Below are 23,518 nucleotides of genomic sequence, written 5' to 3'. Positions count from 1 at the left end.
TGGCCTGGGTCAATCGCCTCAACCCTGACCTGCCACAGGCTGTGAAACACAAATGCCATGATTCAAACTCCTGCTTCGTTACGCGCCATCTTAATCGCTGCCTGCCTGGGCTTTCTTGTCGTGCAACTCGACGTCAGCGTAGTGAACGTCGGGCTGGGAGCCCTGAAAGCCGCCTTTAACGCCGACCTCACCGGCCTTCAGTGGGTCATTAACAGTTATGCCTTGCCCTTCTCTGCCTTGCTGATCCTGGGGGGAGCCTGGAGTGACAAATGGGGGGCAAAATCCGTTTTCGCCGCGGGCTTTGCGATATTTACCCTAGCCTCCATCGGCTGCGGCTTGGCCAACAGCATGAGTGTCCTGATCACGATGCGGGTGATCCAGGGCATCGGAGCCGCGTTGCTGATCCCCACTTCATTGACGCTGATCCGTGTGTCATTTCAAGACCCGGACCGACGTCGATCTGCCGTCGCGCTCTGGGGGGCTTGCGGCGGAATAGCGCTGGCTGCCGGGCCGGTAATCGGTGGTTTGATGATCGAGTACTTTGGATGGCGAAGTGTCTTTCTGCTGAATATTCCAATCGGTCTGCTGGCGATCATGCTGATCCTGCGCTACGCACCCGCATCCCCTCGGGTCGATAAACACATCGATATTCCGGGCCAGATCAGTATTGCTGTGTGCCTTGCATCCTTAACCTACGGCTTGACCGAGTCGAGTGCGCAAGGCTGGAGCGCTGAGACGCTGACATCCATGGCTGTTGCGCTGGCCTGTGCGGCAGCGTTCGTTGTGATCGAACGTCACGTCAAGGATCCCATGCTACCGACACGCCTTGCCCGCAATAAAGTGCTCGGCAGCATGGCGCTGGCCGGTGCTGCGATCAATTTGACGTTTTATGGCGCAGTGTTCGTGTTCAGTATCTACTTTCAAACCTTCCTGCACTACGACGCGTTCAAAACCGGGGTGTCATTCATCCCCTTGACGGCGGTGCTGACCCTTTCAACCCTGCTCTCCTCACGCTTCGCCAAACGCTTCAGCGCCACACGCATCATCACCACGGGCTTTAGCGTTCAGATCGCAGGTTTTCTCGTACTGTCGCAAATCACGGCGCAAGCCTCCCCATGGCTGCTCAATGGCGCACTGATGCTGGTCGGCATTGGCAGCGCAATGTCGGTGCCGTCCATTACCAATTCGATGTTGTCGTCTGTATCCCAGCACGATGCAGGGATCGCCTCGGGGTTGATGGCTTCTGCCAGGCAGTTGGGCGGCGTGTTAGGCGTTGCCGTCTCGGGAATATTGATTGCGCATGATGACGTGGCGTCGTTCTCGCAAGGGATGGCGAACGCAATGCTGTTGTCTGCGTTCGCCTTGCTGGTCTGTATCGGGGTGAATCTGTACGTATCCCGCCAGCCCTGAAGGCCGGCTAGACGATATCGTCCACTACGCCACCGTCGACTCTTAACGAAGCGCCGGTGGTCGCCGATGCCTGCGTGGAGCAGACATACACGATCATGTTAGCCACTTCCTCAACGCTGGCGGCACGCCATGACAGGCGAAATCGAGCTGGCGCCCTTTGTCACCCACACGATGCCACTGGAACGCATCAATGAAGCGTTCGACCTGATGCATGAAGGCAAGTCGATCCGCACCGTCATCAAGTACTGATGTGAGGCCCGGGGGCGGCAAATCCCTCGGGCGATGCTGTCAGCGTCACGGCACATGCCGACAAGCTCGCCATTGCGGACAAGAACGCAGCCATTCCGCGCCACGCCTGCACTGCGTGCCACGCGCACCTGTACGGACGTATCGAGAACAAGGGTACCGTCGACAGTCTATTCTGCAAGACTTGAATCCTCTTGATCAGGGCGCTGACGCATGAACTCACTCTGGATCGCACTGGCCATTTTTGGGTGCCTGGTTGCTGCATCACTGCTCATGATGCAGTGGTACCCCAAACTGGCGGCCCACCACAGGGATGACGAGACCAACACGGTCATTCGTCTGGTCGCGAATATTTTTGTGGTCATGACGTCACTGGAATTCGGGCTGATGATCAACTCCGCCAAGAACACCTTTGAGTCCATTGATGCGAATTTCCACGGGTACGCAACCAGCCTGATCATTTTTGACCGGACGCTGCGTGCCTACGGAGAAGCAACACAAGACACAAGGAGCCGCCTGGTCACTTATCTTGAGCGAGCGATCGAGACCCCCTATCGCGGTGACGAAGCATTGCAGCACCGTAACAGTGAGGCGGCTAAATACCTGGACGACATCGGGAAGTCATTGACCGGTATAAAACCCCCGGATCGTTTTCACGAAACGATGCTCCAGGATATTCGCCAGCAATACCGTTCGCTCATCGAGCAACGCTGGAGGATCGTCGAGCAGTCGGAGGGGGCGATTCCCGGCCCGTTGATCGGGATGCTGGCCGCCTGGTTGACGCTGATCTTCGCGAGTTTTGGCTACCGCGCCCCCAGGAACCCGATGGTCATCGGGATGTTCATCATCTCGTCATTGCTGATCGCAGCGTCTGTTTACCTGGTGTTGGACATGGATGTGCCCTTCCATGGCCCCATCCAGATATCCGACGAGCCCCTGCGCAGGGCGCTGGCCGTCATGCAGCTCTAAAAGGTCGCACTCACCGCCGCCTATCCGGGCATCAACATGATTCTTGGCGTGACCGACCGGGCTGTCGAGTTTGTCGGTGAAGGTATCGACTTTACGTTGCGTATTGGCGAGCTACCGGATTCAACATCGATCGCACGCCCTATCGCGATGGCCACCGTGGTGACGTGTGCAGCGTTCGAGTACCTGTACGGCATGGCGAACCACAGACACTCGACGACCTGGCCTCCCATTGCGGCGTCAACTTCTTATCCGGTCAGAGCAACAGGACCTTGCCCTGGCATTTCTCGATAAAGGGCCAGGATCGGGCGTTTGAGAGTAACGCTGGGATCACCGTGGCCGAGCATTTGGACAGTCTCAGCCTGGTAGAGATTCTGAGGCCGCATAGGCCAGCCCCTCGCCCTTTGGCGTTGCTGTACCCGAGTCGGGCGCATTTGGCGCTTGGCGGCAGGTAGCTGATTGTTGCCTATCGTAAGGGCAGCAATCGGCCAGAAGCAGCCATTCATAATCCCCTAAGGTATAGAGATGCTAACCTCCCTAGGCCAAACTGAGGCAAGGCACCTGAGAGATTCCGGGGATCTAAAAATGGAAAAAACGCTCTCCTCGACATTTATGCGCACCAAAGGGAAGCCCATAAGTTTCAATGGAAAAACTGTCGTTGCGATCATTGAGATCAAGATCACAGAGCCCAGAACCGTCTTTTCAGTTCGTCGATTGGGCGCTACGAACGGTCGAGTGCAAGGATTGGCATTAAAGATAAAGGGCGGGCAAATTGTCGTCGAAGGCTCTGGCAACGGCTGTCCCGAAATAGTTTTGTGGTCTGATACCAGTCCCGATGCTTTGGAGATAGAAGTGTTTTCTAAAGGTGGAAACGTTCTAAAAATCTGGAACGTCTGGAAGAGCGCTTTTGGCATGAATGCATGGGTTGGCAATGCTGGAATTCACGTCCACGGGACCGATGGCACGATGACGTTGGAATGTAGCGACGGGGTGGGTGATGTCGACTTCTCCGATTATGTGGTTGTTGTGGAAAAACGATAATGCACGGAGTTATGTCGGCTTTGGGTCGATTGCTGCCCGTCGCGAAAGGCAGCAACCGGACCAAAGCGGACTGTAGACAGATAGCTGCTGGCATTCCTACGCTGGCATTCTAGTAATCACACAACACTGAAAAGGAACATTCATGTTGGTCATTCAAATTGATCGGGATGGCGTGCATGCAGGGGATGATCTGGAAAGTCGTAGGACATCAATCAGGCTTGATCCAGCAGTAACACTGCGCGCTTTGTTCGAAACGATCCAAGGTATGGGTTACCTGCCTGGCATCAGTGGAGGCAAGGCGACGTGGATTATTTGTTCGTCTGGCAAACACATAGGTGTTTTAGCTCAGCAATGGCCAGAAACTAAATTGTTAATCCCCGCCGAGAGCTTCCTGAGTCAGTATTTTGGGGATACCGAACCTCGCCTTCTGTTCAGATATTGGTGCCAGGCAGATCCAGACCATGTCTTTTCACAGATCAAAGCTGGAAATGAACCGCCGTCTCGATTTTAGGACTGGCGGGGGCTACCTACTGATCAAGAAGCTAATATGTCTGCTTTGGGTTGTGGCGGCCTGTTGCAAAGGTGAGCTACCGATCTATAGCTGCATCCTTTCGTTATCAGAATCAGGTCGAAGGCTCACACCGATAAGCTAAAGTTTTTCGTACACCACCTCGAATTCTTCACCCAGTTCCTGTTGGACGGATTTCAGTAATTTAGCGGCGGCCTCGTCAAATCTTGCGTAATCGTCTGCACTCCAAGGGCCGGGATCAGGTGGATAGTCCCAGTTCAGCGAGGTGTCATGCCACTGTGAAAGCTCTTTAAGCATTGCCTGTACTTCGTTACTGAGTGGTAGTCTCTCTTCAATAGGCCCTACAGAAAATTTCTCCCGGGCAATAGTGTTTCCACACCAAAGGCAGCCTCCGCCCCATTCGAACATTAAGCGAACTCGATAGCGTTTTGCCCTCATCATTGGGCTCCATTTTTTTGTGGGTAAATGGTGCGCACAATAGCGCTGGCAAAGATATCCACGCTAGGCAGGCAACTGTTACGACAGTCAGCAATGGGCCGTTTTCTGTCTGTCCCTAGGGGCAGAAAACGACCCTTAGCAGACGTTAGAGCAGGGTAAATAAATTCCTCCCCTTTCTCCGCAGACTGAAACAGCACGGCGTTTACAAGCCTACTGGCGCCGGGCAAGACAGGATTGATTAAGGCTCAGTGTGATGACACGAATGGCGACGGGGTTGTCGGTGCCGGCAACGCATAAGTCTGTTTCATCCATGCCACCTCCGCTATCGGTGTGCGGCCGAAGAGGCGCTTGAAGTCGCGGCTAAATTGCGAAGCACTTTCATATCCCACCAGAAATGCCGATTTGGCCGCTGTCAGGTCATTACGCAGCATCAGTAATCGCGCTTGATGCAACCGCGTCGACTTGAGGTACTGCATAGGCGAGGAATCCGTCACCTTACGAAAATGTAGATGAAAGTTAGGCACACTCATCTGCGCTTCCTGGGCCAGGGCTTCTACATCCAGATGCTCGTGGTAACAGCGGTGGATTTTGTAAATGGCACGCGTCACCTTGCCGAATTGACCCCGCTGGGCGATGGCCGCGCGTAGGGTGTTGCCTTGTTCGCCGGTGAGGATGCGGTAGTAGAGTTCGCGCAACATCGCCGGGCCAAGGATTTGCGCGTCGGTGCGGTCGCCCATGACTTCCAGAAAATGCAGGGTGGACTGGCGTAGCGGTTCATCCATGGGCGAGGCGTACATGCCCATAGGCTGAGCCACTCTTATGTTCCATACCTTATCTACCTGCTCAATTAGCTCGCCGGCCAGGGCGAAATCCAGACGCAGGTAAATCGCCAGCATTGGCTCCGCCTCGCTAGCATCGGTCTCCATTGTAAAAGGCACTGGCACCGACACCACCAGATAATGCTGGGCGTCATAGACGTAAATTTCATCACCCAGATAACCGCGTTTCTGCCCCTGACAGAGAATGACAATTCCCGGCTCATACAAAACCGGCGTGCGCGTCAGCGGCCGGTTGGAACGCAGAAAACGCACATCATCCAGCGGGCTCAGGTTGTAACCCTCCAACGGTGCAAGCTGGCTCATCAACTGCACGATACGCGCTGTGCTCGGGTTCTCGGGTTTCTGCATCAACTATACGTCCTCCCCTTTCATGCTCAGCCGTCCGTAGAACAGCTAAGCGTCTCCCATTGCTCAATACTCTCCGCCGTCCGGTGCAGCTTGTCACGCACCAGAGCCAGGGCATCGCTGCCCAACAGCAGGTGAGCCGGTGGGTTGGGGCTCGCGATAATCGTCAGCATCGCGCGTGCAGCTTTTTGTGGATCGCCCAGTTGTTGGCCGCTTTTTTCCTCACGGGCTTTTCGTACCGGGTCGAAAGTCGCATCGTAGTCACTGATGCTGCGCGGCGTACGCTGCATCGAACGACCTGCCCAGTCCGTTCGGAACGACCCCGGCGCCACAGCCGTGACAAAAATATTGAAGGGTGCAAGCTCCTTGCTCAACGTGTCAGAGATGCCCTCCAGCGCAAATTTGCTGCCGCAGTAATAAGCAATGCCCGGCATGGTGATATACCCGCCCATGGACGTGATATTAAGGATATGCCCCGCCCGCCGCTGGCGAAAATACGGCACGAATGCCTTGGTCATCGCCACCGCGCCGAATACATTGACGTCGAACTGGCGGCGCATTTCCGCCAACGACGACTCCTCGAAAATCCCCTCGTGGCCATACCCCGCGTTGTTAACCAGCACATCCACAGGGCCAAACTGATCCTCAACAGCGGCGACCACTGCGTCAATGGCATTAAAGTGGGTAACGTCCAGCACCACACAATGGGCCCGACCAGGCGAGAGCGCCTGGAAGATTGCCAAAGATGATTCGCTGCGGACAGTGCCGATCACTCGATGGCCTTGGGCGAGAGCTTCCTTAGCCAGGGCCTGGCCAAAGCCGCTACTCACGCCGGTGATAAAAATGGTTTTTTCTGCACTCATGGGACGCACTCCTGAAGATATAAGGTGAGGCCATGCTAGGGCGGAGAGGGGTTGGGGACTATGCCGAATTGGATTTTAGTATTGCCTGATTCTATCGAAGTGCTCGGTGAGCAACCTGAAGTCTGATGACAGGAAACGAGACCAAAGGAAGAAAGGGAACGGATTTCTCTACCCTGCTTTGAACGTCAACTATTGGCCGATAGGAGCCAATTAAACCAGCCCACCCCTCCTAGTTATCTACCCCAATACACCCACCCAACACCACCGGCAACCTCTCCTGCAAAAAAACCACCCAAGTACGCACCTTCGCATCCAAAAACCGCCGCGACGGGTACACCGCGAAAATCGTCCGCTCACGCAGCCGATACTCCGGTAGCAGCCGCACCAGCGAGCCGTCCTTCAGCGCCGGGTACGCGCTGAAAAACGGTAGCAGGCTGACCCCCATCCCCTCTTGCGTAGCCTTGACCATCGCATCGGCAACGTTGGTCCTGAAGGTGGTGCCGGGCGGAATGCTGATGGCGCCCGCCTCGTCCTGGAACAGCCATTCATCCTCCTGGAAGTCCTGCAGGTGCAGGCGTCGATGCTCCAGCAGTTGGCGGGGATGTTCCGGTACGCCGTGCTTGGCCAAGTAGCCGGGGGCTGCGCAGGGCACACTGAACAGTTGGCCGATGGTCTGGCTGACCAGGGCGGAATCCGGGAGTGCGTGGGCGATGGAGATGACGACGTCGTGCCCTTCTTCGAGGGGGTCGGGGGTGTGTTGGGAAAGGGTCAGTTCCAGGGATACGTCGGGGTGGAGTTCGCTGTACCGTGCGATCAAGGGGGTGATGAGTACGCCCAGGCCGCTCATGCAGTGCACGCGCAGGTGCCCGCGGGGGTTGAGGTGGGCGCCGCTGGCTTCGGCGCTGGCGTCCCTGACGTCGTCGAGGATGCCACGGCAGCGCAGCAGGAAGCGTTCGCCGGACTCGGTGAGGCTCAGGCGCCGGGTGGTGCGCTGCAGCAGGCGCGCCTGCAGATGGTGTTCGAGGTCGGCGACCAGTCGTGAGACTTGCGCTCCGGAGAGGTTCAACACCTCTGCCGCTGCAGCAAAACTGCCGCTGTCGACCACTTGGGCAAATACCCGCATGCCGTTGAACAGGTCCATCAGCGGCGGGCCTTTATTGCTACATAATGCGTACGGGTCATTTACCGGTTCCTGTCTTTAACGCGGCGCTGCAGCCACTACACTGGAGCCTACTGACAGAGGACCCCAGCATGAATATTCGATTTCTCAGCCTTATCCTGCTGTTCACCGCCACCGGGGCTTTCGCCGCCGGCAGCAATGACAGCCAGCCGCTGGATATCCAGCACATCGTTTCCATCACTGCGGTGCCCGGCAGTTGCCAGGTGGAGCCCGCCACCCTGGTTTATCTCGACAGCCAGGGCACAAGCCACACCGTGGAATACACGGTGATGGGCACCTGCCAGGGCGGGGTTTAAAGCAGCTTCCAGGTGTAGCTAAGGATCAGCCTGTTCTCGTCGATGTCGCTGCGGTAGTTGGAACGCGCCATCACATTGCGAATCCGAATCCCCAGGCCGCTGAGCACGCCGCTTTGCACCGCGTAACCGATGTCGAGGTCACGCTCGCGGTCCTTACCCTCGTAGCCAGCCCCCGTGTTCACATTGTCGCCAGTGATGTAGCGCACGGTGGTGGTCAGCCCCGGCAGGCCCAGCGCGACAAAATCATAGTCGTAGCGCACTTGCCACGAACGCTCGTCGGTGTAGGCAAACTCGTAGGTGGGCACCTCGTTACCCAGCGGGGTGATGTTGGCAAACACACGCGGGAAGGCACTGTCGCCATACATCGCCTGATAACCGAGGTAAAAAGTATGGCCGCCTCGCTTGGCCGACAGCAGCGAGAAAAACGCCTGGTTGTCGAGCTTGCCAAGCAATTGGTCACCGTCCTGCCGCGCATCGTAGTAACCCAGGTTGGCCCCCAGCACCCACGATCCGATCGGCTGGCTGTGCTTGAAGCCGACAAAGTCCTGGGCGTAGATGTCCTTCAGTTGGCCGTGCCAGAGGCTGACGCTGGTGCGGTTACTGTTGAAGGCGTAGTCGCCGCCCAGGTAGTTGAAGGCTTCACTGTCGGCCGTGCGTTGCGGCACATGACCGAGCATGGCGATCATCTTTTCGTCCCCGGCCTCGTTACGCAGGCGGGTGCTGGTCAAATGCCCGGCCTGCAGTGTGAGGCCGCTGATCTCGCTGGAACTGATGCTCAGCCCCTGGTAGCTCGGCGGCAGCAGGCGAATGTCGCTGAAGGCAAGCACCGGCAGGTTGGGCTGCAGTTCGCCGACCTTCAGCTCGGTCTTGGACAGGCGCGCCTTGAAGGTCAGGCCCAGCCGGCTGTAGTCGTCGGCGGCGCGCCCGTCGTCCTTCACCGGCAGCAAGCCGGTATTGACGCGATCGGGGCTGCTGTCGAGCTTGAGGCCCAGGGTGCCCAGTGCATCCAGGCCGAAGCCTACCGGGCCTGGGGTATAACCGGACTTGTAGGTGAGGATGAAACCCTGGCCCCACTCCTCTGCCCGGGATTGTTTGTTGGCCCCGACGATGTCGGAGAAATCGCGACTGAAGTAATAGTTGCGGGCTTGCAAGGTGGCCGTGGAATCCTTGAAGAAACCACCCTCGCCAGCCGTCGCCGCAAGGGGCATGCCCAGCAGGGCAAGCCAGATACGTTGTGTGTGCATGTCGTTGCTCTTAGTTATTGTTATCGACGGTGGGTGCAGGTCACAGCGCCTGTGCGGTCGGAAAGGCCACGCGGTTGCGGCGCTCATTCAGGGCGAACACCGTCATCGCCAGTGCCGCGATGGCACCAGGAATGGCAAAGGCCATGAAGTTCAGTTGCAGCGGCAGCTCGATCGCCATCAGCGCACCGCCCAGCAGCGGTCCGACGATCGCACCGTTGCGGCCGATGCCGGAGGCCCAGCCCAGGCCCGTGGCGCGTATCGACAAGCCATACAGTTGCGCCGCCCCCGCATACAACAGGATCTGCGTACCGATGGTGGTCGCCCCTGCAACAAAGATCAGCAGGTACAACACCGGCATCGGGCTGTTGATGCCCAGCAGGCTGATCGAGATAACCCCGGCAATAAAGAACGCGATCGTCACGGTCACCAGGTTCATGCGGTCGCCCAGGCGGCCGCCTATGAGGGCGCCCGCCATGCCCCCCAAGTTCAAGGCCACCAGGAACGACAGGCTCGACCCCAGGCTGTAACCGGCGCCGGCCATCAGCTTGGGCAGCCAAGAACTCAGTGCGTAGACCATCAGCAGGCAGCAGAAAAACGCTGTCCAGATCATTGCCGTGCGCACCGCCAGGCCATGGCGAAACAGCTCCACCACCGAGGCGCCTTTGCCCTTGATGTCGGTGACGACCAACTCATCTTCGGCGTTGATCAGGGTGCCCGGCGACAGGCGAGCGAGCAGAGCGCGGGCCTGTTCCGTGCGGCCCTGGCGGATCAGGAAGCCAATGGATTCCGGCAGCCAGTACACAATCAGCGGCAACAGCAGCAGCGGGATCACCGCGACAAAGAACATCGACGACCAGCCGAAGTGCGGCAGCATGAAAATCCCTACGCTGGCGGCCAGCATGCCGCCCAGGGAGTAACCGCTGAACATGAACGCCATCAGGGTGCTGCGGACTTTTTTCGGTGCGTATTCATTGATCAGCGCGGCGGCGTTGGGCATCAGCCCGCCGCAGCCTAGCCCGGCGATGAACCGGCAGATGCCGAACTCGGTGGGGCTGCTGGCGAAGCCATTGATCACGGTGGCGACGCTGAACAGCGCGAAGCAGAACACAATGCCTTTCTTGCGGCCGAAACGGTCCGCCAGGGTGCCGAAAATCAGTGCACCGAACATCATGCCGAACAACGCGTAGCTGCCCAGGGCGCCAGCCTGCAAGGGCGTGAGCCCCCACTCGCGCATGATCGACGGCAGGACCACGCCATAGATGAACAAGTCATAGCCGTCAAAGATCAACAGCACCGCACACAGGCTCACGATCAACCAGTGGAAGCGGTTGAACGGAGCGTTATCAATAATCGAATGGACATCATGGGTACGCATGGCAGTGCTCTCTTTATTGTTGTTGTGAGTCAGTGTCTGCAGGTAGAACGCGCTTCAGCCGAGGTCGCCACCGCCCACCGGCAAGGTCACGCCGGTAATATAGGAAGCTTCGTCGGACGCCAGGAACAGGATCGCGCCGGCCTGTTCGTCGATGCTGCCGTAACGCTTCATCGGGCTACTGTCGAGGGTCTGGTCGACAATCTGCTGGTACCACACGCGCTCCTGCTCGCTCTGCGGCTGGCTGTTGCGCGGGATGCGCCGTGGTGGTGCCTCTGTGCCACCAGGCGCGGTGGCGTTGACGCGAATGCCGCTGCCGGCGGTTTCCAGGGCCAAGCAGGCAGTGAGTGCATTCACACCGCCCTTGGCCGCACCGTAGGGCACGCGGTTGACTCCACGGGTGGCGACGGACGACACATTGACGATGGCGCCGCTGCCCTGTGCCAGCATGTACGGCAGCACGCAATGGCAGCACCACAGCGTCGGGAACAGCGAACGGCGCACTTCAGCTTCGATCTCTCGTTCGGCGTAATGCTCGAAAGGCTTGGCCCATATAGTCCCGCCGACGTTGTTGACCAGAATGTCGATACGCCCGAACTGCGCCTGGGCCGCGGCCATCACCCGCGCGCACTCGGCGTGCTGTTCAAGGTCCGCAGTCAGCAGCAGTGCGCGTGCATGCTGCAACTCATGCACGAGCTCGGAGCGATCCACTGCCACCAGCCAGGCGCCCTCCTCCAGCAAGCGCTCGGCGACGCGACGGCCAATGCCCTGGGCGGCGCCGGTGACCAGCGCGACTTTGTTGTTGAAACGTTGAGTCATGGACAGGTCCTCAGGCGGCATCGCTGCTGGCAATAGCGTTGGGGGTGAATTTCTCGTAATGGAAACTGGCCGGGCTCACGCCGTGCGTCTTGAAGTGTTGGCGCACCGCATCGACCATGGGGGGCGGCCCGCACAGGTACACGTCGACATCACCGTCATTGAGCACCTCGCTGGCCATGTGCTGGGTGACATAGCCCTGGCGGGGATGCGCGGTCTGTGGGTCGGCCACGCAGGTCACGAAGTTGAAGCCGGGCAACCGCGCACTGAACGCCTGCAGTGCCTCGACCATCACCAGGTCCTGGTCCCGCGTGACGCCGTAGATCAGCGTGATCGGGCAGGTTTCCCGACGCTGTGCGAGCACTTCAAGCATCGACAGGAACGGCGCCAGCCCGGTGCCACCGGCTAACAGCAAGAGTGGCCGCGCCACTTCACGCAGGAAGAAACTGCCCAGTGGCCCAGTCATCGGCACGCTGTCACCCGGCTGGGCGCGTTGCAGCCAGCCGCTCATCAACCCGCCCGGCACGTGCTTGATCAGAAAACTCGTGCGCCGCTCACCCGGGCCGCTGCTGAACGAATACGAGCGCGTCTGCCCGCTGTCGGGCACGCCAATGTTCACGTACTGGCCGGGCAGGAACACCGGCGCCTGATCCAGTTCGAAACTGACCTCCAGTGCGGCATCGGCGTGGCGGGTGATACCGGTCAGCGTCGCGGCAAAATGCGTGGTGCCGGTCTTGCAGGCGCTGGACGGCACCGGAACGGCGATCACGCAATCGGACTGCGGCACCATCTGGCAGGTCAGCACCTGGCGTGCCTGCGCCTCATCCGCGCTCAAGGCGTCTTCGATGTAATCGTCGCCCAAGTCATAGGTGCCGGTTTCGCAATGGCATTTGCAGGTGCCGCACACGCCGTCCGAGCAGTCCATGGGCAGGTTGATGCGTTGGCGGAAGGCCGCGTCGAGTACCTTCTCGCCCTCCTTGCAATCGATGAAACGCGTGACCCCATCTTCGAAGTTCAGGGCAATGGCGTACGTCATGGCAGTGTCCTCAGATGTGGTAGATGTCGATGACCTGGTGGATGTAGTCGTTTTTCAGCACCACCTTCTTGCGCGTGATCAGCGGCTGTTCGGCGCGCGTATCGAGGCGGTAGAACGAGGTACCGAAATAGCTGTCCGTGGTCTTGTAGCGGTGACTGAGGGTGTGCCAGTTGAATCGCAGCTCCACCTGCGCGCCATCGTCGGCGAGCACTTCGAGGTTGCTGATCATGTGCACGGTGCGCGGCTCCGGTGTGCTGGCGCTGGAGCGCTCGGTCTTGATCCGGAAGATGCGGTCTTCGAGGCCGTCGCGGCTCGGGTAATAGATCAACGAGATCTCGCGTTGCGGGTCTTCGGTGAGGGTGTCGTGATCGTCCCAGGCGGGCATCCAGTATTCGACTTTGGGTGAGTAGCACGCCAGCCACTCATCCCACTGGCGGTCGTCCAGCAGGCGCGCTTCGCGGTAGAGAAAATCCAGCAGGCGGTCACGGGACTGGCTCATCACAACACCTCCCGGTCGCTGGCGATCAGGCCTTGCTGCTCGCGTTCGATTGCGCGCTGCAGGCTTTGGGCCCAATGCGCATGCTGGCGTACGAACAACCCCTCGTCTTCGGTCTTGACCCCGCTGAGCTGCGGGTGCATGCCCATGGCCTTGGCATTTTCATCCGCGCCTTCAACCCATTGCTTGGCGCCACGACTGAGGTCGTTCCACAAGGTGCTCGCGCCCTGGTAGCCGGTCTGGCAAGCGCGGAACTCTTCCAGGTCGTCCGGGGTGCCCATGCCGCTGACGTTGAAGAAATCTTCGTACTGGCGGATACGCGTGGCGCGCTCCTGGGCGCTCTCGCCAATCGGGGCCATGCAGTAGATCGTCACTTCGGTCTTGTCGACCGCGATGGGCCGCACCACACGGATCTGGGTGGAAAACTGATCCATCAGGTACACGTTCGGGTAGAGGCACAGGTTGCGGGTCTGGTCGACGATAAAGTCGGCACGCGCCTGGCCCAGGCGTTCGGCGAGCGCCTCGCGGTGGGCGTGCACGGGGCGCACCTCCGGGTTGAGCAGGCGCGTCCACAGCAGGATATGCCCATGCTCGAAGGCGTAGACGCCGCCCAGGCTTTTCGACCAGCCGTTGGCGTCGACGGTGCGTGTGCCTTCGGCCTCGTAGTTGCGCCGGCCCATGGTTGCCGAGTAGTTCCAGTGCACCGAGCTGACGTGATAACCGTCGGCGCCGTTCTCGATCTGCAGCTTCCAGTTACCGTCGTAGACATAGGCCGAACTGCCGCGCAACACCTCCAGGCCCAACGGTGCCTGGTCGACCATCTGGTCGATGATCACGCGGGTTTCGCCCAGGTAATCGCTCAATTCCGGCACGTTGTCGCTGAGGCTGCCGAACAGGAAACCCCGGTAGTTTTCAAAGCGGGCCAGGCGCGTGAGGTCGTGGGAGCCGTCGCAGTCAAAGCTGTCCGGGTAGGCACCGGTCTTGGCGTCTTTGACTTTGAGCAGCTTGCCCGCATTGCTGAAGGTCCAGCCGTGGAAGGGGCACGTGAACGACCCCTTGTTGCCTTGCTTGCGCCGGCACAACATGGCGCCGCGATGGGCGCACGCGTTGACCAGGCCATGCAGGCTGCCGTGCTTGTCGCGCGTGATGACCACGGGCTGGCGGCCGATCCAGGTGGTGAAGTAGTCGTTGATCTCGGGCACCTGGCTTTCATGGGCCAGGTAGAGCCAGCCGCCTTCGAAGATATGCTTCATCTCCAGGGCGAACAGCTCGGGGTCGGTGAAGATGTCGCGGCGGCAGCGAAACACCCCGGTGGCGGGATCTTCCTGAACGGACTCGCGCAGTTGCCGGGCGAGTCGGTCGAGTGTACTGGTCATGGGGCAGGCCCTCCGTTGTTCTTGTATCAGGCGCCCTCACCGTACGTGGCCGTCCTACTGGCCAATATCCCTTTTCTGCAAATCACTATCCGCCGGGCGCACGCCGCTTATCGGTGGCGTTTCCAGGTCTGCGAAGGCAACTCGCCAAAGCGCTGGCGATAGGCCTCGGAGAAGCGTCCCAAGTGCATGAAGCCATGGTCCAGCGCCACCTCGGTGACGCTGCGCGCGGTGCCCAGTTGCAGGCGTGCGTGCACCCGCTCAAGCTTGCGCCGCCTTACGTAGTCGCGGGGTGACAAGCCCACCTGGCGTTCGAACAGGCTGTACAACGAGCGCTCGCTGACCTTGGCCACTGCCATCAGTTGTTCGAGGCTGATGTCGTCGGTGAGGTGCTGCTCGACGAACTCGCGCACAGCCTCGAAGCCGCCACCCTGGGCCGGCTGGGCCACCACGCGCCGCACATTGCTGCCCAGCAATGCCAGCAGTTTGTTCGCCACGATGCGCTCGTACAGGCCCTGCATATGCGGCTCGGCGGCGTTTTCCGCCTCATGGCAGATCAGCCCCAGCAACTGTGCGAACCCACCCATTTCGCTGAGCGCGTGACGGCCGGTTGCAAAGCGGATGCCGGGCTGCGGCAGGGCCCACTGCTGCTCCAGGCACGCATTTTCCAGGAGGCGCACCGGCAGTTTGATGATGAATTTTTCGCAGTCGGCGGAATAAGTCAGGTCCACCGGGTCATCCGGGTTGATCAGCAGGATCTCGCCCGGGCCGAACACATGCTCCACGCCACGGGCGTTGGAACGGCAATGCCCGGTCAGCAGAATCTGCAGGTGATAGATGGTTTCCAGCGCCACCGAGGTGACCCGCACCGGCGCGCCATAGCTGATGCGGCACAGGTCCAGGCTGGAAAAGGTACGGTGGCTGATGCTCGCCTGCGGTCGGCCCTTGGGCGGTAGGCGGATGCAATGGCTGCCGACATGCTGGTTGACGTAGTCGGACACGGCATAGGCATCGGCACGCTGGAAAATCTGGCTGCGCTCACTCAATAGCACGGTCATGGTTGCGCCTCTTTTATAGTTATTGGCCTCAGGCTGACGCCTGGTGTGGCGACCGTCCAATATGGATAAGGTCTGAAGGGATACCCTGGAGGTATGGTGCGACAACGCCGCTCAATGATACGCACTAGACCTCGCATCGGCGCCGTGTGCAGCGAAACGTCTTGATACGTATCCACCTCGGTGCCGATAGAGTGACCCGCGCTGGACATGCAGCACGAACGCCCCCCACATAATAAAAAAAGCTGATCTTATAAAACCTCAAAATAACAATTTCTAATAATTAGCTTATTCCAAAAAAGACTTTCCCCGCGATTTTTTATAGAGATATCTTCATATCACAGACCGACCCCATGCCTGGCGGAGGACGTACCCCCTAGCCTCCAGGTTGCCTCCATGCCAGACATCGCATTCCCCGCCCCTATCAAGAAATTTCACCTGTCACTGCTGACCAGCTCCCTGCTATTGGCCGCCGCGCCCTCCTTCGCCGAGGCCGCTGCCGAAGACGCCAAGCTCGACACCGTCACCGTGATTTCCACCGGCCTGCGTGGCCAGCAGCGCACCGTGGCCGACAGCCCGGCACCGATCGATGTGATCAACAGCGACCAGTTGCTCAAGACCGGCCGCGCCGAGTTGTCGGAGGCGATTGCCAAGTTGCTGCCCTCGTTCAACTTCGGCACCAACATCGCCGGCTACAACTCGGTTACCCGCCCATTGAGCAACCGCAGCCTTGGACCGGCCTACACGTTGGTGCTGGTCAACGGCAAACGTCGGCATAACGGCGCCACGGGCCAGCGCGGTTCCATCGACAACAGCGGCGCGAATGCGGTGGATATCGACCTGATCCCGGTCAGTGCCGTGGACCATATCGAGGTGCTCAAGGACAGCGCTGCGGCACAGTACGGTTCCGACGCCGTAGCGGGTGTGATCAACATCATCCTCAAGAGCACCAAGAGTGGCGGACACCTGGAAACCAGCTACGGCCAGCTGTATTCCGGCCAGGGAGAGACCATCAAGGTGGCGGGTGACCAGGGCTTCGAACTCGGCCAAGGCGGCTTCTTCCATTTCTCGGCCGACGCGCGCAAACGCGGCAGTGCCTCGTGGAACGACAAGGCCGACAACACCGTGCGAGCGTTCGCCGACCCGGCCAAGCAAGCGGCCTGGGACCGGGTGGCGATCAAGAACGGCGACCCCGACCTCAAGGCCTTCAACCTGGCCTACAACGCCGAATTGCCCCTGGAAGACCTGACGCTGTACTCGTTCTCTACCTACGGCGAGCGTGATGCCGAGGCCGCCAACTACTTTCGCTTACCCACCGGCACGGCAGCGGTGCCCGAGGTGTTCCCCGACGGGTACTTCCCGCTCAACAACATCAAGGACCGCGACTACCAGTTCCTGTTTGGCGGCAAGGGCCTGCTGGCGGACTGGAACTGGGACCTGAGCACCACCTACGGCCGCAACAACGTGCACCACTCCAGCGACCTGAATATCAACCCGTCGCTGGGCACCGCATCACCGACCAAATTCGACAACCTGGCGACCTTTCGCTTTGAGCAGTGGGTCAATAACCTGGACTTCACCCGCCGCTACGACAGCCTGTTCAACCTGACACCGCCGGTGCAGGTATCGGCGGGCCTGGAGCATCGCTGGGAGCATTTCAGCACGTTCGCGGGCGACCCTGAGGCGTACATCACCGGCACCTACCCCGCCGCTTCCGGCGCGCAGGCCGCCGTGACGATTCGCCCGGAAGATGAAGTGAGCCTGATCCGCAACAACTACGCCGGCTACCTGGACCTGGGCTTCGACCTGACCGAGCGATGGTTTCTCGACGTGGCCGGCCGGGTCGAGCATTACGACGATGACTCGGGCAATACCTTCGGCCTGAAAGTGAACTCGCGCTACGAATTGACCGACACCGTGGCGGTGCGTGGCACGGTGGGCACCGGGTTCCGGGCGCCCTCCCTGACCCAGATCGGCTACACCGTGGCCGACAACCGGGTGGCGACCGATGTGAATGGCAACGTGGTGCCGGCGGTTACACGCTTGACGCCGTCCGGCAGCAACCTGGCCAAGGCCCTCGGTGGCGACGACCTCAAGCCGGAGAAATCCCGCAACCTGGGGCTGGGCCTCACCTGGCAGCCAGCGCCACGCACCAGCATCACCGCCGATGCCTACCTGATCGACATCGACGACCGCATCGCCCTGACCAGCAACCTCTACGACCGTGGCAACGGTGTGATCAACGCCATTCTTGCCGCCCAGGGCGTGCCCACCGGCACCTGGGTCAACTACTACACCAACGCCTTCGACACGCGCACCAAGGGCCTCGACGTGGTCGCCGACCACACCACGCCGCTGGACGCCTGGGGTGATGTGCGCTGGAGCCTGGGCTTCAACTGGAACAAAACCACTATCGAAGGCACACGCGACACGCCGGGGGCGCTGGCGGGTTCGGGCGTGACCCTGGTAGGCCGCGACCGCGAAGGCGACCTGACCGACGCGTCACCCAAGACCAAGTGGATCCTGGGCGCCAACTGGAAGGTCCAGGACTTGGCCGTGAACCTGCAAACCGCCCGCTACGGCGCGGTGAAGACCCTGGCCGTCAACCCGACGGGCGATCGTAGCTTCGGCGCCAAATGGATCACCGACCTGGACATTAGCTACACCTTCGTCGACAGCGTCACCGTCAGCATCGGCGGCACCAACATCTTCGACGTACGCCCCGACAAACATGCGGTGTACAGCAACCTCGGCCTCGCGGCGTACGGCAACCCGCCGTTCTATCCAGGCGGTGGCTATTGGTACACCAAGCTGGCCTACGACTTCTGATCCACACCTTGCATGCACCCGAAACGCCACATGAGGGCACCCCATTGAATACCTCCAACTTGATGAGCCGTCTGCTGGCCCCTTGCGTCTTGGCGCTCAGCCTCGCCGCTTGCTCGCCCGGGAATGACACCCAGGCTGGCAAGACCCTGAACATCGCGTTCTTTGGCGACAACACCACCCTGGTCAGCGTCGACCCGTTCCAGGTCTATTGGCTGGAGCACCGGGTACTGCTGCGCAACGTCGCCGAATCCCTGACCGACCAGGACCCGGACACCGGCAAGATCATTCCCTGGCTGGCCAAAAGCTGGGAAGTGAGTGACGACGCGCTGACCTACACCTTCCACCTGCGCGATGACGTCACCTTCAGCAATGGCGAGCGCTTCGATGCCAAGTCGGTAAAAACCGCATTCGACAGCGACAAGGCCCTGGCTACGCAGCTGCCGGCCACCTTCGGCGCCACCTACCTGGCGGGCTTCGACCATGCCGAGGTGGTGGACGACTACACCGTCAAGCTGGTGCTGTCCAAGCCCAACGCGGGTTTCCTGCAAGCCACCTCGACCACTAACCTGGCGATCCTGGCGCCCGCCTCCTACGCACTGACCGTGAAAGAGCGCTCATTGGGCAAGATAATCGGCACCGGGCCTTTCGTGCTGGCCAGCTACACGCCGGAAGTCGGCGCCCACCTGACCAAGCGCAAGGGTTACGCGTGGGCCTCGGCCAATATGAAGAATCAGGGCGAAGCGCACCTGGACGCGGTGGACATCAGCTACATCCCCGAAGAGAGCGTGCGCAATGGCCTGTTCCTGCAAGGCAAGGCCGACATCCTGTGGCCACGCAACCCGTTCTCGGAAGTCGACCTGAAGCTGTTCCAGTCCAAGGGCGCGACCATCCAGAGCCGTTCGCTGCCGGGGCCTGCGCTCAATCTGTACCCCAACACCCGTGGCGAGCGCATCCTGGCGGACCAGCACGTGCGCCAAGCGGTGCAAAAGGCCCTCGACCGCAAGAGCTACGCCAGCACCGTCTACAACGCCGAGTTCCCGGTGGTAGACGGCATCTTCGATGTGACCACCCCGTATTTCAAAAGCCAGGGCGACAAGCTCGCCCATGACCCGGCCGGTGCCGAGCAATTGTTGGATCAAGCCGGTTGGGCCAAGGGCGCGGACGGTTACCGACAGAAAAACGGCAAGCGCCTGACACTGAGCTACAACATCACCCCGGCCGAAACCGCCGGCGACGTGCTGATCCAGGACCAACTGCGCAAGGTCGGCATCGAGTTGAAGCTCAGCGTGGTCACTCGCGCCGAATGGGTCGCTAACAACGCTGCGGGCAACTATGACCTGACCATCAACTACATGACTCGCGCCGACCCGATCATCCTGCAAACCATCCTCGATCCGCGCAGTGCCAACAGCTCCACGGTCGCCACCAACACCTATGAGCCGGCGGTGCTGGAAAAAGCCAAGGGCTTGTTCGATGCCGGCATCACCGCGACCCAAGGGCAACAGCGCGCGGCGGCCTATGGTGACCTGCAGGACCTGCTGATCGACGAAAGCTCGGCTTTCCCGGTGTATGAGCGCGTGTGGCAAGCCGCGACCTCGCCCAAGGTGAAGAACTTCCGCTGGACCGCCGAGGGCTTCGCGCTGCTGGGCGACATCGAGATCGGCACACCATGAGCCGCTATCTGATTGGCCGCGTTGGCCAGGCCCTGCTGGTGCTGTGGGGGGCCTATAGCATCACGTACTTCATCCTGTATCTGCTGCCGGGTGACACCTTGTCGATCATGCTCAGCGCGTCGGGCATGGAGGCCGACTCGCTGTCGGTAGAGGACTTGGCCAAGGCGCGGGCTTACTACGGCCTGGACAAGGGCCTGTTCGAACAGTATGTCGACCTGCTGCTAGGGGCGCTGCGTGGTGACTTCGGCCAGTCACTCTCGCTCAATCGCCCGGTGGCCGAGCTGCTTGCCGAACGGCTGCCGCAGACCTTGTCCCTGGCCGGCCTGGCCATTGTGCTGTCACTGCTGGGCGGGATCGGCCTGGCCTACCTGACCGCCTACATCCGTTGGCAACCGCTGAAAAAAACCTTGGCGCGCCTGCCATCGCTGGGGTTCTCGGTGCCGGTGTTCTGGATGGGGTTGCTGCTGATCCAGGTCTTTGCCTTCGGTCTCGGCTGGTTTCCCGCCACCGGCAGCCGGGGCGTTGAGAGCCTTGTGCTGCCGGCTATCACCCTGGCGATTCCCAGCGCGGCGGTGTACGCCCAGGTGCTGCAACGCAGTTTCCAGGGGGTCTGGAAAGAGTCCTATATCGCCACTGCCTACGCCAAGGGCCTCAGCCGGCGCCAGGTGCAGGCGCGCCATGGTTTCAAGAATGCTGCGCTGCCGGTCCTTACCCTGATCGGTTTGCAGGTCGGCAATACGGTGTCCGGCGCGGTGTTGGTGGAGACGATCTTTGCCCGCTCCGGCATCGGTCGCCTCGCCCAGGAAGCGGTGTTGCGCCAGGACATTCCGGTGGTGCTGGCAATCGTCGCGGTGTCGGCGGCGGCATTCGTACTGGTGAACCTGCTGGTCGACCTGCTCTATCCGTGGCTCGACCCGCGTATCTCTCACACGCCAAAGGTGTCCTAGATCATGACCATCCTTGAGCAGAACCTGGGGCGCAACGCCCGCCCGGCAAGTCCTGCCCTATGGCAGCGCCGCAGCCGCCTGCAACGTGCGACGGCAGTGGTGTTGCCACTGCTGCGTCGACCGGGGTTCAGCCTGGCCCTGCTGGTGGTGCTGTTTGCGCTGGTGGCGGCCGTGGCCCCGCACTGGTTGAGCAGCTTCGACCCCTATGCCACGTCTCCCATCGACAAGCTGCGCGCCCCCAACCTGAGCCACTGGTTCGGCACCGATGAGCTGGGCCGCGACCTATACACTCGGGTGGTATTTGGCTCCAGCCTGTCGGTGCTCGCGGCAGTCCTGGCTGTCGGTATCGCGCTGTTGGGCGGCCTGGGCCTGGGCATCCTCTCGGGCTTTGCCGGTGGCCGCATCGATGCAGTGATCATGCGCTTCGTCGACGTGCTGCTCGCCCTGCCCGGCCTGTTGCTGGCGCTGGCCATCGTCACGGCAATCGGCTTCGGCACTGTGCCGGTGGCCATCGCCGTGGGCATCGGCATCATCCCGGGGTTTGCTCGTACCACCCGCGCCGAAGTGCTGCGGGTCAAGACCCTGCCCTACGTCGAGGCCGCGCGATTGGGCGGCGCAAGCTGGGGGCGCACCTTGCTGCGGCATATCCTGCCCAATGCCTGGGGGCCGGTGGCCGTGCTGGCGACCCTGGACTTTGGCGCGGCCATCCTGGCCACGGCCGGCTTGAGTTTTCTCGGTTTCGGTGCCGCGCCACCGGCAGCCGAATGGGGCACCTTGATTGCCAACGGTCGGCACTTCCTGATCACAGCCCCGTGGGTGTCACTGTTGCCCGGTCTGTTCCTGGTCGCCGTGGTGTTCAGCCTCAACCATATCGCCCGCACTTTCGAGGAGATCCAGCGATGAGCGCTTTAGTGGACGTTCGCCAACTCAGTGTCACCTACGGTTCCGGCGGGCACGTCAATCACGCGGTACGCACGCTGTCGTTCGCCATCGCCCAGGGCGAGACGGTGGCGATCGTCGGCGAGTCCGGCTCCGGCAAGTCGACCCTGGCCAATGCCATCCTCGGCCTGCTGCCGGACACCGCGCAGATCAGCGCGGGGCAACTGTGGGTGGACGGCAACGACCTGACGCACGCCAACGAGCGCCAGAAGCGCACCCTGCGTGGTCGTACCGTCGGCCTGGTGCCCCAGGACCCGATGGTCAGCCTCAACCCGACCCTGCGCATCGGCCAGCAAATCGCCGAGGCGCTGATATTGGCCAAGGGCAAACGCTACCCTGCGGTGGATGCCGACATTGTCGAATTGCTGCAACAGGTGGGCATCGACAAACCCGTGCTGCGCGCCCGCCAGTATCCCCATGAACTCTCCGGCGGCATGCGCCAGCGCGTGCTGATCGCCATCGCGTTGGCGGGCAACCCGCGCCTGATTATCGCCGACGAGCCTACCAGTGCCCTCGACGTTACGGTACAGCGCAAGATCCTCGACCACCTGCAACGCCTGGTCAGTGAGCGTGGGATATCGCTGTTGATCATCACCCACGACCTGGGCGTGGCTGCCGACCGCGCCGACCGGATCCTGGTGATGCAGCAAGGCGAACTCGTCGAGCAAGGGCCGCCAGGCCAGATCCTCGGCGCGCCAAAGCATGACTACACCCGCGCGCTGATTGCCGCCGCTCCGGCCTTCGCCAAGCGTCGCGAGCCGTTGGTGCGCATTGACCCGGCGCAGGAACCGATACTGAGCCTGCACAATGTGGGCAAGACGTTCGTGCTGCCCAAGGTCAAGGGGGAGGACTCGACGTTCGTGGCCCTTGAGGACCTCAACCTGCAGGTTTATCCCGGCCAGACACTCGCGATTGTGGGCGAGTCCGGCTCGGGCAAGAGCACCGCGTTGCGCATTGCACTCGGCCTGGAAAAACCCACACGGGGTCGGGTCTGGTTCGAACAGCAGGACGTCACCGACCTGAGCTGGCGCGAATTCCGTCCGCTGCGCCAGCGCCTGCAACTGGTGCAACAAAACCCGTTTGCCGCGCTCGACCCACGCTTCACGGTGTTCGACAGCATTGTCGAGCCACTGGTGTCGTTCGGTTTGCTCAAGGGGCCGGCCCTGGAACAGGCGGCGCGGGAGTTGATCAGCCGTGTGCACCTGCCGGTGAGTTACCTGGACCGCCTGCCGCGTGAACTGTCTGGCGGCCAGTGCCAACGCGTCGCCATCGCCAGGGCCCTGGCGTTGAAACCTGACCTGTTGCTGCTGGATGAGCCCGTCAGCGCCTTGGATGTCTCGGTGCAGGCGCACATTCTTGATCTGCTCCAAGAGCTGCAACGGGAGATGGGCATCGCCTATGTGATGGTGTCCCACGACCTGTCGGTGGTGGCCAACTTCGCCCATGCCGTGCTGGTGCTGCGCAATGGCCGGGTGATTGAACAGGGTTCGGTGGAGCGGATATTCAATCAGCCGGCGAGTGACTACACGCGGGAACTGATTGCGGCGATTCCAGGGCGGCAGGTCACGGCAACGGCGGCGTGATC

21 protein-coding genes and 4 pseudogenes are annotated in these 23,518 nt (G+C 60.9%); 13 read left to right on the top strand and 12 right to left on the bottom strand.

The features are described from left to right. The first annotated feature begins 57 nt into the window (after positions 1-57). On the top strand, positions 58-1,410 hold the full coding sequence (locus tag ATH90_RS13305; protein ID WP_098466467.1) for an MFS transporter: 1,353 nt from the start codon (positions 58-60) through the stop codon (positions 1,408-1,410). Positions 1,411-1,417: 7 nt separating this feature from the next. Here the strand turns inward: ATH90_RS13305 and ATH90_RS13300 are convergent. Beyond that, a pseudogene (locus tag ATH90_RS13300) lies at positions 1,418-1,537 on the bottom strand (SDR family oxidoreductase); the annotation flags it as partial. Here ATH90_RS13300 and ATH90_RS13295 point away from each other — a divergent pair. The 6 genes and pseudogenes from ATH90_RS13295 to ATH90_RS13270 form a co-directional block, all read left to right on the top strand. Further along, positions 1,537-1,659, top strand: a pseudogene (locus ATH90_RS13295) (S-(hydroxymethyl)glutathione dehydrogenase); the annotation flags it as partial. The pseudogenes ATH90_RS13300 and ATH90_RS13295 sit on opposite strands and share 1 nt — an antisense overlap. 32 nt (positions 1,660-1,691) lie before the next feature. Next, positions 1,692-1,811: pseudogene (locus ATH90_RS29560) on the top strand (S-(hydroxymethyl)glutathione synthase); the annotation flags it as partial. Between the two features lie 58 nt (positions 1,812-1,869). Next, a complete protein-coding gene (locus ATH90_RS13285) occupies positions 1,870-2,625 on the top strand; it encodes a bestrophin-like domain (protein ID WP_098466466.1) in 756 nt (251 codons plus the stop codon). Between the two features lie 12 nt (positions 2,626-2,637). After that, positions 2,638-3,062 (top strand): annotated as a pseudogene (locus ATH90_RS29555) (LysR substrate-binding domain-containing protein); the annotation flags it as partial. A 145-nt stretch (positions 3,063-3,207) separates the two neighbouring features. Next, positions 3,208-3,663 carry a hypothetical protein gene (locus ATH90_RS13275; RefSeq protein WP_170041116.1) on the top strand — a complete coding sequence of 152 codons (456 nt, stop codon included), beginning with the start codon at positions 3,208-3,210 and terminating at the stop codon, positions 3,661-3,663. Between the two features lie 142 nt (positions 3,664-3,805). After that, entirely contained in the window at positions 3,806-4,174 is a 369-nt protein-coding gene (locus tag ATH90_RS13270; RefSeq protein WP_098466464.1) for a hypothetical protein, read from the top strand. A gap of 138 nt (positions 4,175-4,312) precedes the next feature. On the opposite strand, the gene ATH90_RS13265 is transcribed toward ATH90_RS13270, so the two are convergent. From ATH90_RS13265 to ATH90_RS13250, 4 genes are all read right to left on the bottom strand, one after another. Further along, a complete protein-coding gene (locus ATH90_RS13265; RefSeq protein WP_098467677.1) occupies positions 4,313-4,630 on the bottom strand; it encodes a hypothetical protein in 318 nt (105 codons plus the stop codon). A gap of 245 nt (positions 4,631-4,875) precedes the next feature. Further along, the gene (locus ATH90_RS13260; protein WP_098466463.1) at positions 4,876-5,817 is read right to left on the bottom strand and encodes an AraC family transcriptional regulator; all 942 of its coding nucleotides are present in this window, start codon (positions 5,815-5,817) and stop codon (positions 4,876-4,878) included. Positions 5,818-5,843: 26 nt separating this feature from the next. Further along, positions 5,844-6,677, bottom strand: a complete 834-nt coding sequence (locus ATH90_RS13255; RefSeq protein ID WP_098466462.1) for an oxidoreductase — start codon at positions 6,675-6,677, stop codon at positions 5,844-5,846. A 229-nt stretch (positions 6,678-6,906) separates the two neighbouring features. Further along, positions 6,907-7,818: a LysR family transcriptional regulator gene (locus ATH90_RS13250; protein ID WP_034103492.1), complete on the bottom strand. Its 912-nt coding sequence runs from the start codon at positions 7,816-7,818 to the stop codon at positions 6,907-6,909. A gap of 110 nt (positions 7,819-7,928) precedes the next feature. Here ATH90_RS13250 and ATH90_RS13245 point away from each other — a divergent pair, with 110 nt between their 5' ends. Then, complete coding sequence (locus ATH90_RS13245) at positions 7,929-8,153, top strand: DUF2790 domain-containing protein (RefSeq protein ID WP_069023906.1); 225 nt, start codon at positions 7,929-7,931, stop codon at positions 8,151-8,153. Here ATH90_RS13245 and ATH90_RS13240 read toward each other — a convergent pair. The 7 genes from ATH90_RS13240 to ATH90_RS13210 all read right to left on the bottom strand — a co-directional run bounded on the left by ATH90_RS13240 (position 8,150) and on the right by ATH90_RS13210 (position 15,548). After that, positions 8,150-9,397 (bottom strand): OprD family porin, encoded by a 1,248-nt coding sequence (locus ATH90_RS13240; protein WP_098466461.1) that lies wholly within the window; start codon positions 9,395-9,397, stop codon positions 8,150-8,152. The two genes, ATH90_RS13245 and ATH90_RS13240, sit on opposite strands and share 4 nt — an antisense overlap. A 40-nt stretch (positions 9,398-9,437) precedes the next feature. Next, the gene (locus ATH90_RS13235) at positions 9,438-10,772 is read right to left on the bottom strand and encodes an MFS transporter (RefSeq protein WP_069023910.1); all 1,335 of its coding nucleotides are present in this window, start codon (positions 10,770-10,772) and stop codon (positions 9,438-9,440) included. Between the two features lie 54 nt (positions 10,773-10,826). After that, positions 10,827-11,588 (bottom strand): 1,6-dihydroxycyclohexa-2,4-diene-1-carboxylate dehydrogenase, encoded by a 762-nt coding sequence (locus ATH90_RS13230; RefSeq protein WP_098467676.1) that lies wholly within the window; start codon positions 11,586-11,588, stop codon positions 10,827-10,829. Between the two features lie 10 nt (positions 11,589-11,598). Then, on the bottom strand, positions 11,599-12,621 hold the full coding sequence (gene benC, locus ATH90_RS13225) for a benzoate 1,2-dioxygenase electron transfer component BenC (protein ID WP_098466460.1): 1,023 nt from the start codon (positions 12,619-12,621) through the stop codon (positions 11,599-11,601). A gap of 10 nt (positions 12,622-12,631) precedes the next feature. Then, positions 12,632-13,120: a benzoate 1,2-dioxygenase small subunit gene (gene benB, locus ATH90_RS13220; RefSeq protein ID WP_098466459.1), complete on the bottom strand. Its 489-nt coding sequence runs from the start codon at positions 13,118-13,120 to the stop codon at positions 12,632-12,634. Continuing rightward, positions 13,120-14,493, bottom strand: a complete 1,374-nt coding sequence (locus tag ATH90_RS13215) for a Rieske 2Fe-2S domain-containing protein (RefSeq protein ID WP_034103504.1) — start codon at positions 14,491-14,493, stop codon at positions 13,120-13,122. The genes benB and ATH90_RS13215 overlap by 1 nt, the downstream gene beginning before the upstream one ends. A 107-nt stretch (positions 14,494-14,600) precedes the next feature. Then, a complete protein-coding gene (locus ATH90_RS13210; protein WP_034103505.1) occupies positions 14,601-15,548 on the bottom strand; it encodes an AraC family transcriptional regulator in 948 nt (315 codons plus the stop codon). 393 nt (positions 15,549-15,941) lie between these two features. Here ATH90_RS13210 and ATH90_RS13205 point away from each other — a divergent pair, with 393 nt between their 5' ends. The 5 genes from ATH90_RS13205 (at position 15,942) to ATH90_RS13185 (ending at position 23,516) form a co-directional block, all read left to right on the top strand. Next, the gene (locus tag ATH90_RS13205) at positions 15,942-18,374 is read left to right on the top strand and encodes a TonB-dependent receptor plug domain-containing protein (RefSeq protein ID WP_098466458.1); all 2,433 of its coding nucleotides are present in this window, start codon (positions 15,942-15,944) and stop codon (positions 18,372-18,374) included. Positions 18,375-18,436: 62 nt separating this feature from the next. Beyond that, entirely contained in the window at positions 18,437-20,047 is a 1,611-nt protein-coding gene (locus tag ATH90_RS13200; RefSeq protein WP_098467675.1) for an ABC transporter substrate-binding protein, read from the top strand. Beyond that, entirely contained in the window at positions 20,044-20,994 is a 951-nt protein-coding gene (locus ATH90_RS13195) for an ABC transporter permease (RefSeq protein ID WP_098466457.1), read from the top strand. The genes ATH90_RS13200 and ATH90_RS13195 overlap by 4 nt, the downstream gene beginning before the upstream one ends. Positions 20,995-20,997: 3 nt before the next feature. Continuing rightward, entirely contained in the window at positions 20,998-21,897 is a 900-nt protein-coding gene (locus ATH90_RS13190) for an ABC transporter permease (protein ID WP_098466456.1), read from the top strand. Beyond that, entirely contained in the window at positions 21,894-23,516 is a 1,623-nt protein-coding gene (locus ATH90_RS13185; RefSeq protein ID WP_098466455.1) for a dipeptide ABC transporter ATP-binding protein, read from the top strand. Before ATH90_RS13190 ends, ATH90_RS13185 begins: the two co-directional genes overlap by 4 nt. Positions 23,517-23,518 lie beyond the last annotated feature (2 nt).

The sequence above is a fragment of the Pseudomonas lurida genome (assembly GCF_002563895.1).
Classification (GTDB): Bacteria; Pseudomonadota; Gammaproteobacteria; order Pseudomonadales; family Pseudomonadaceae; genus Aquipseudomonas; species Aquipseudomonas lurida.
The sequence above is the reverse complement of the archived record's forward strand: the minus strand, read 5'-3'. Positions and strand labels throughout refer to the sequence as shown.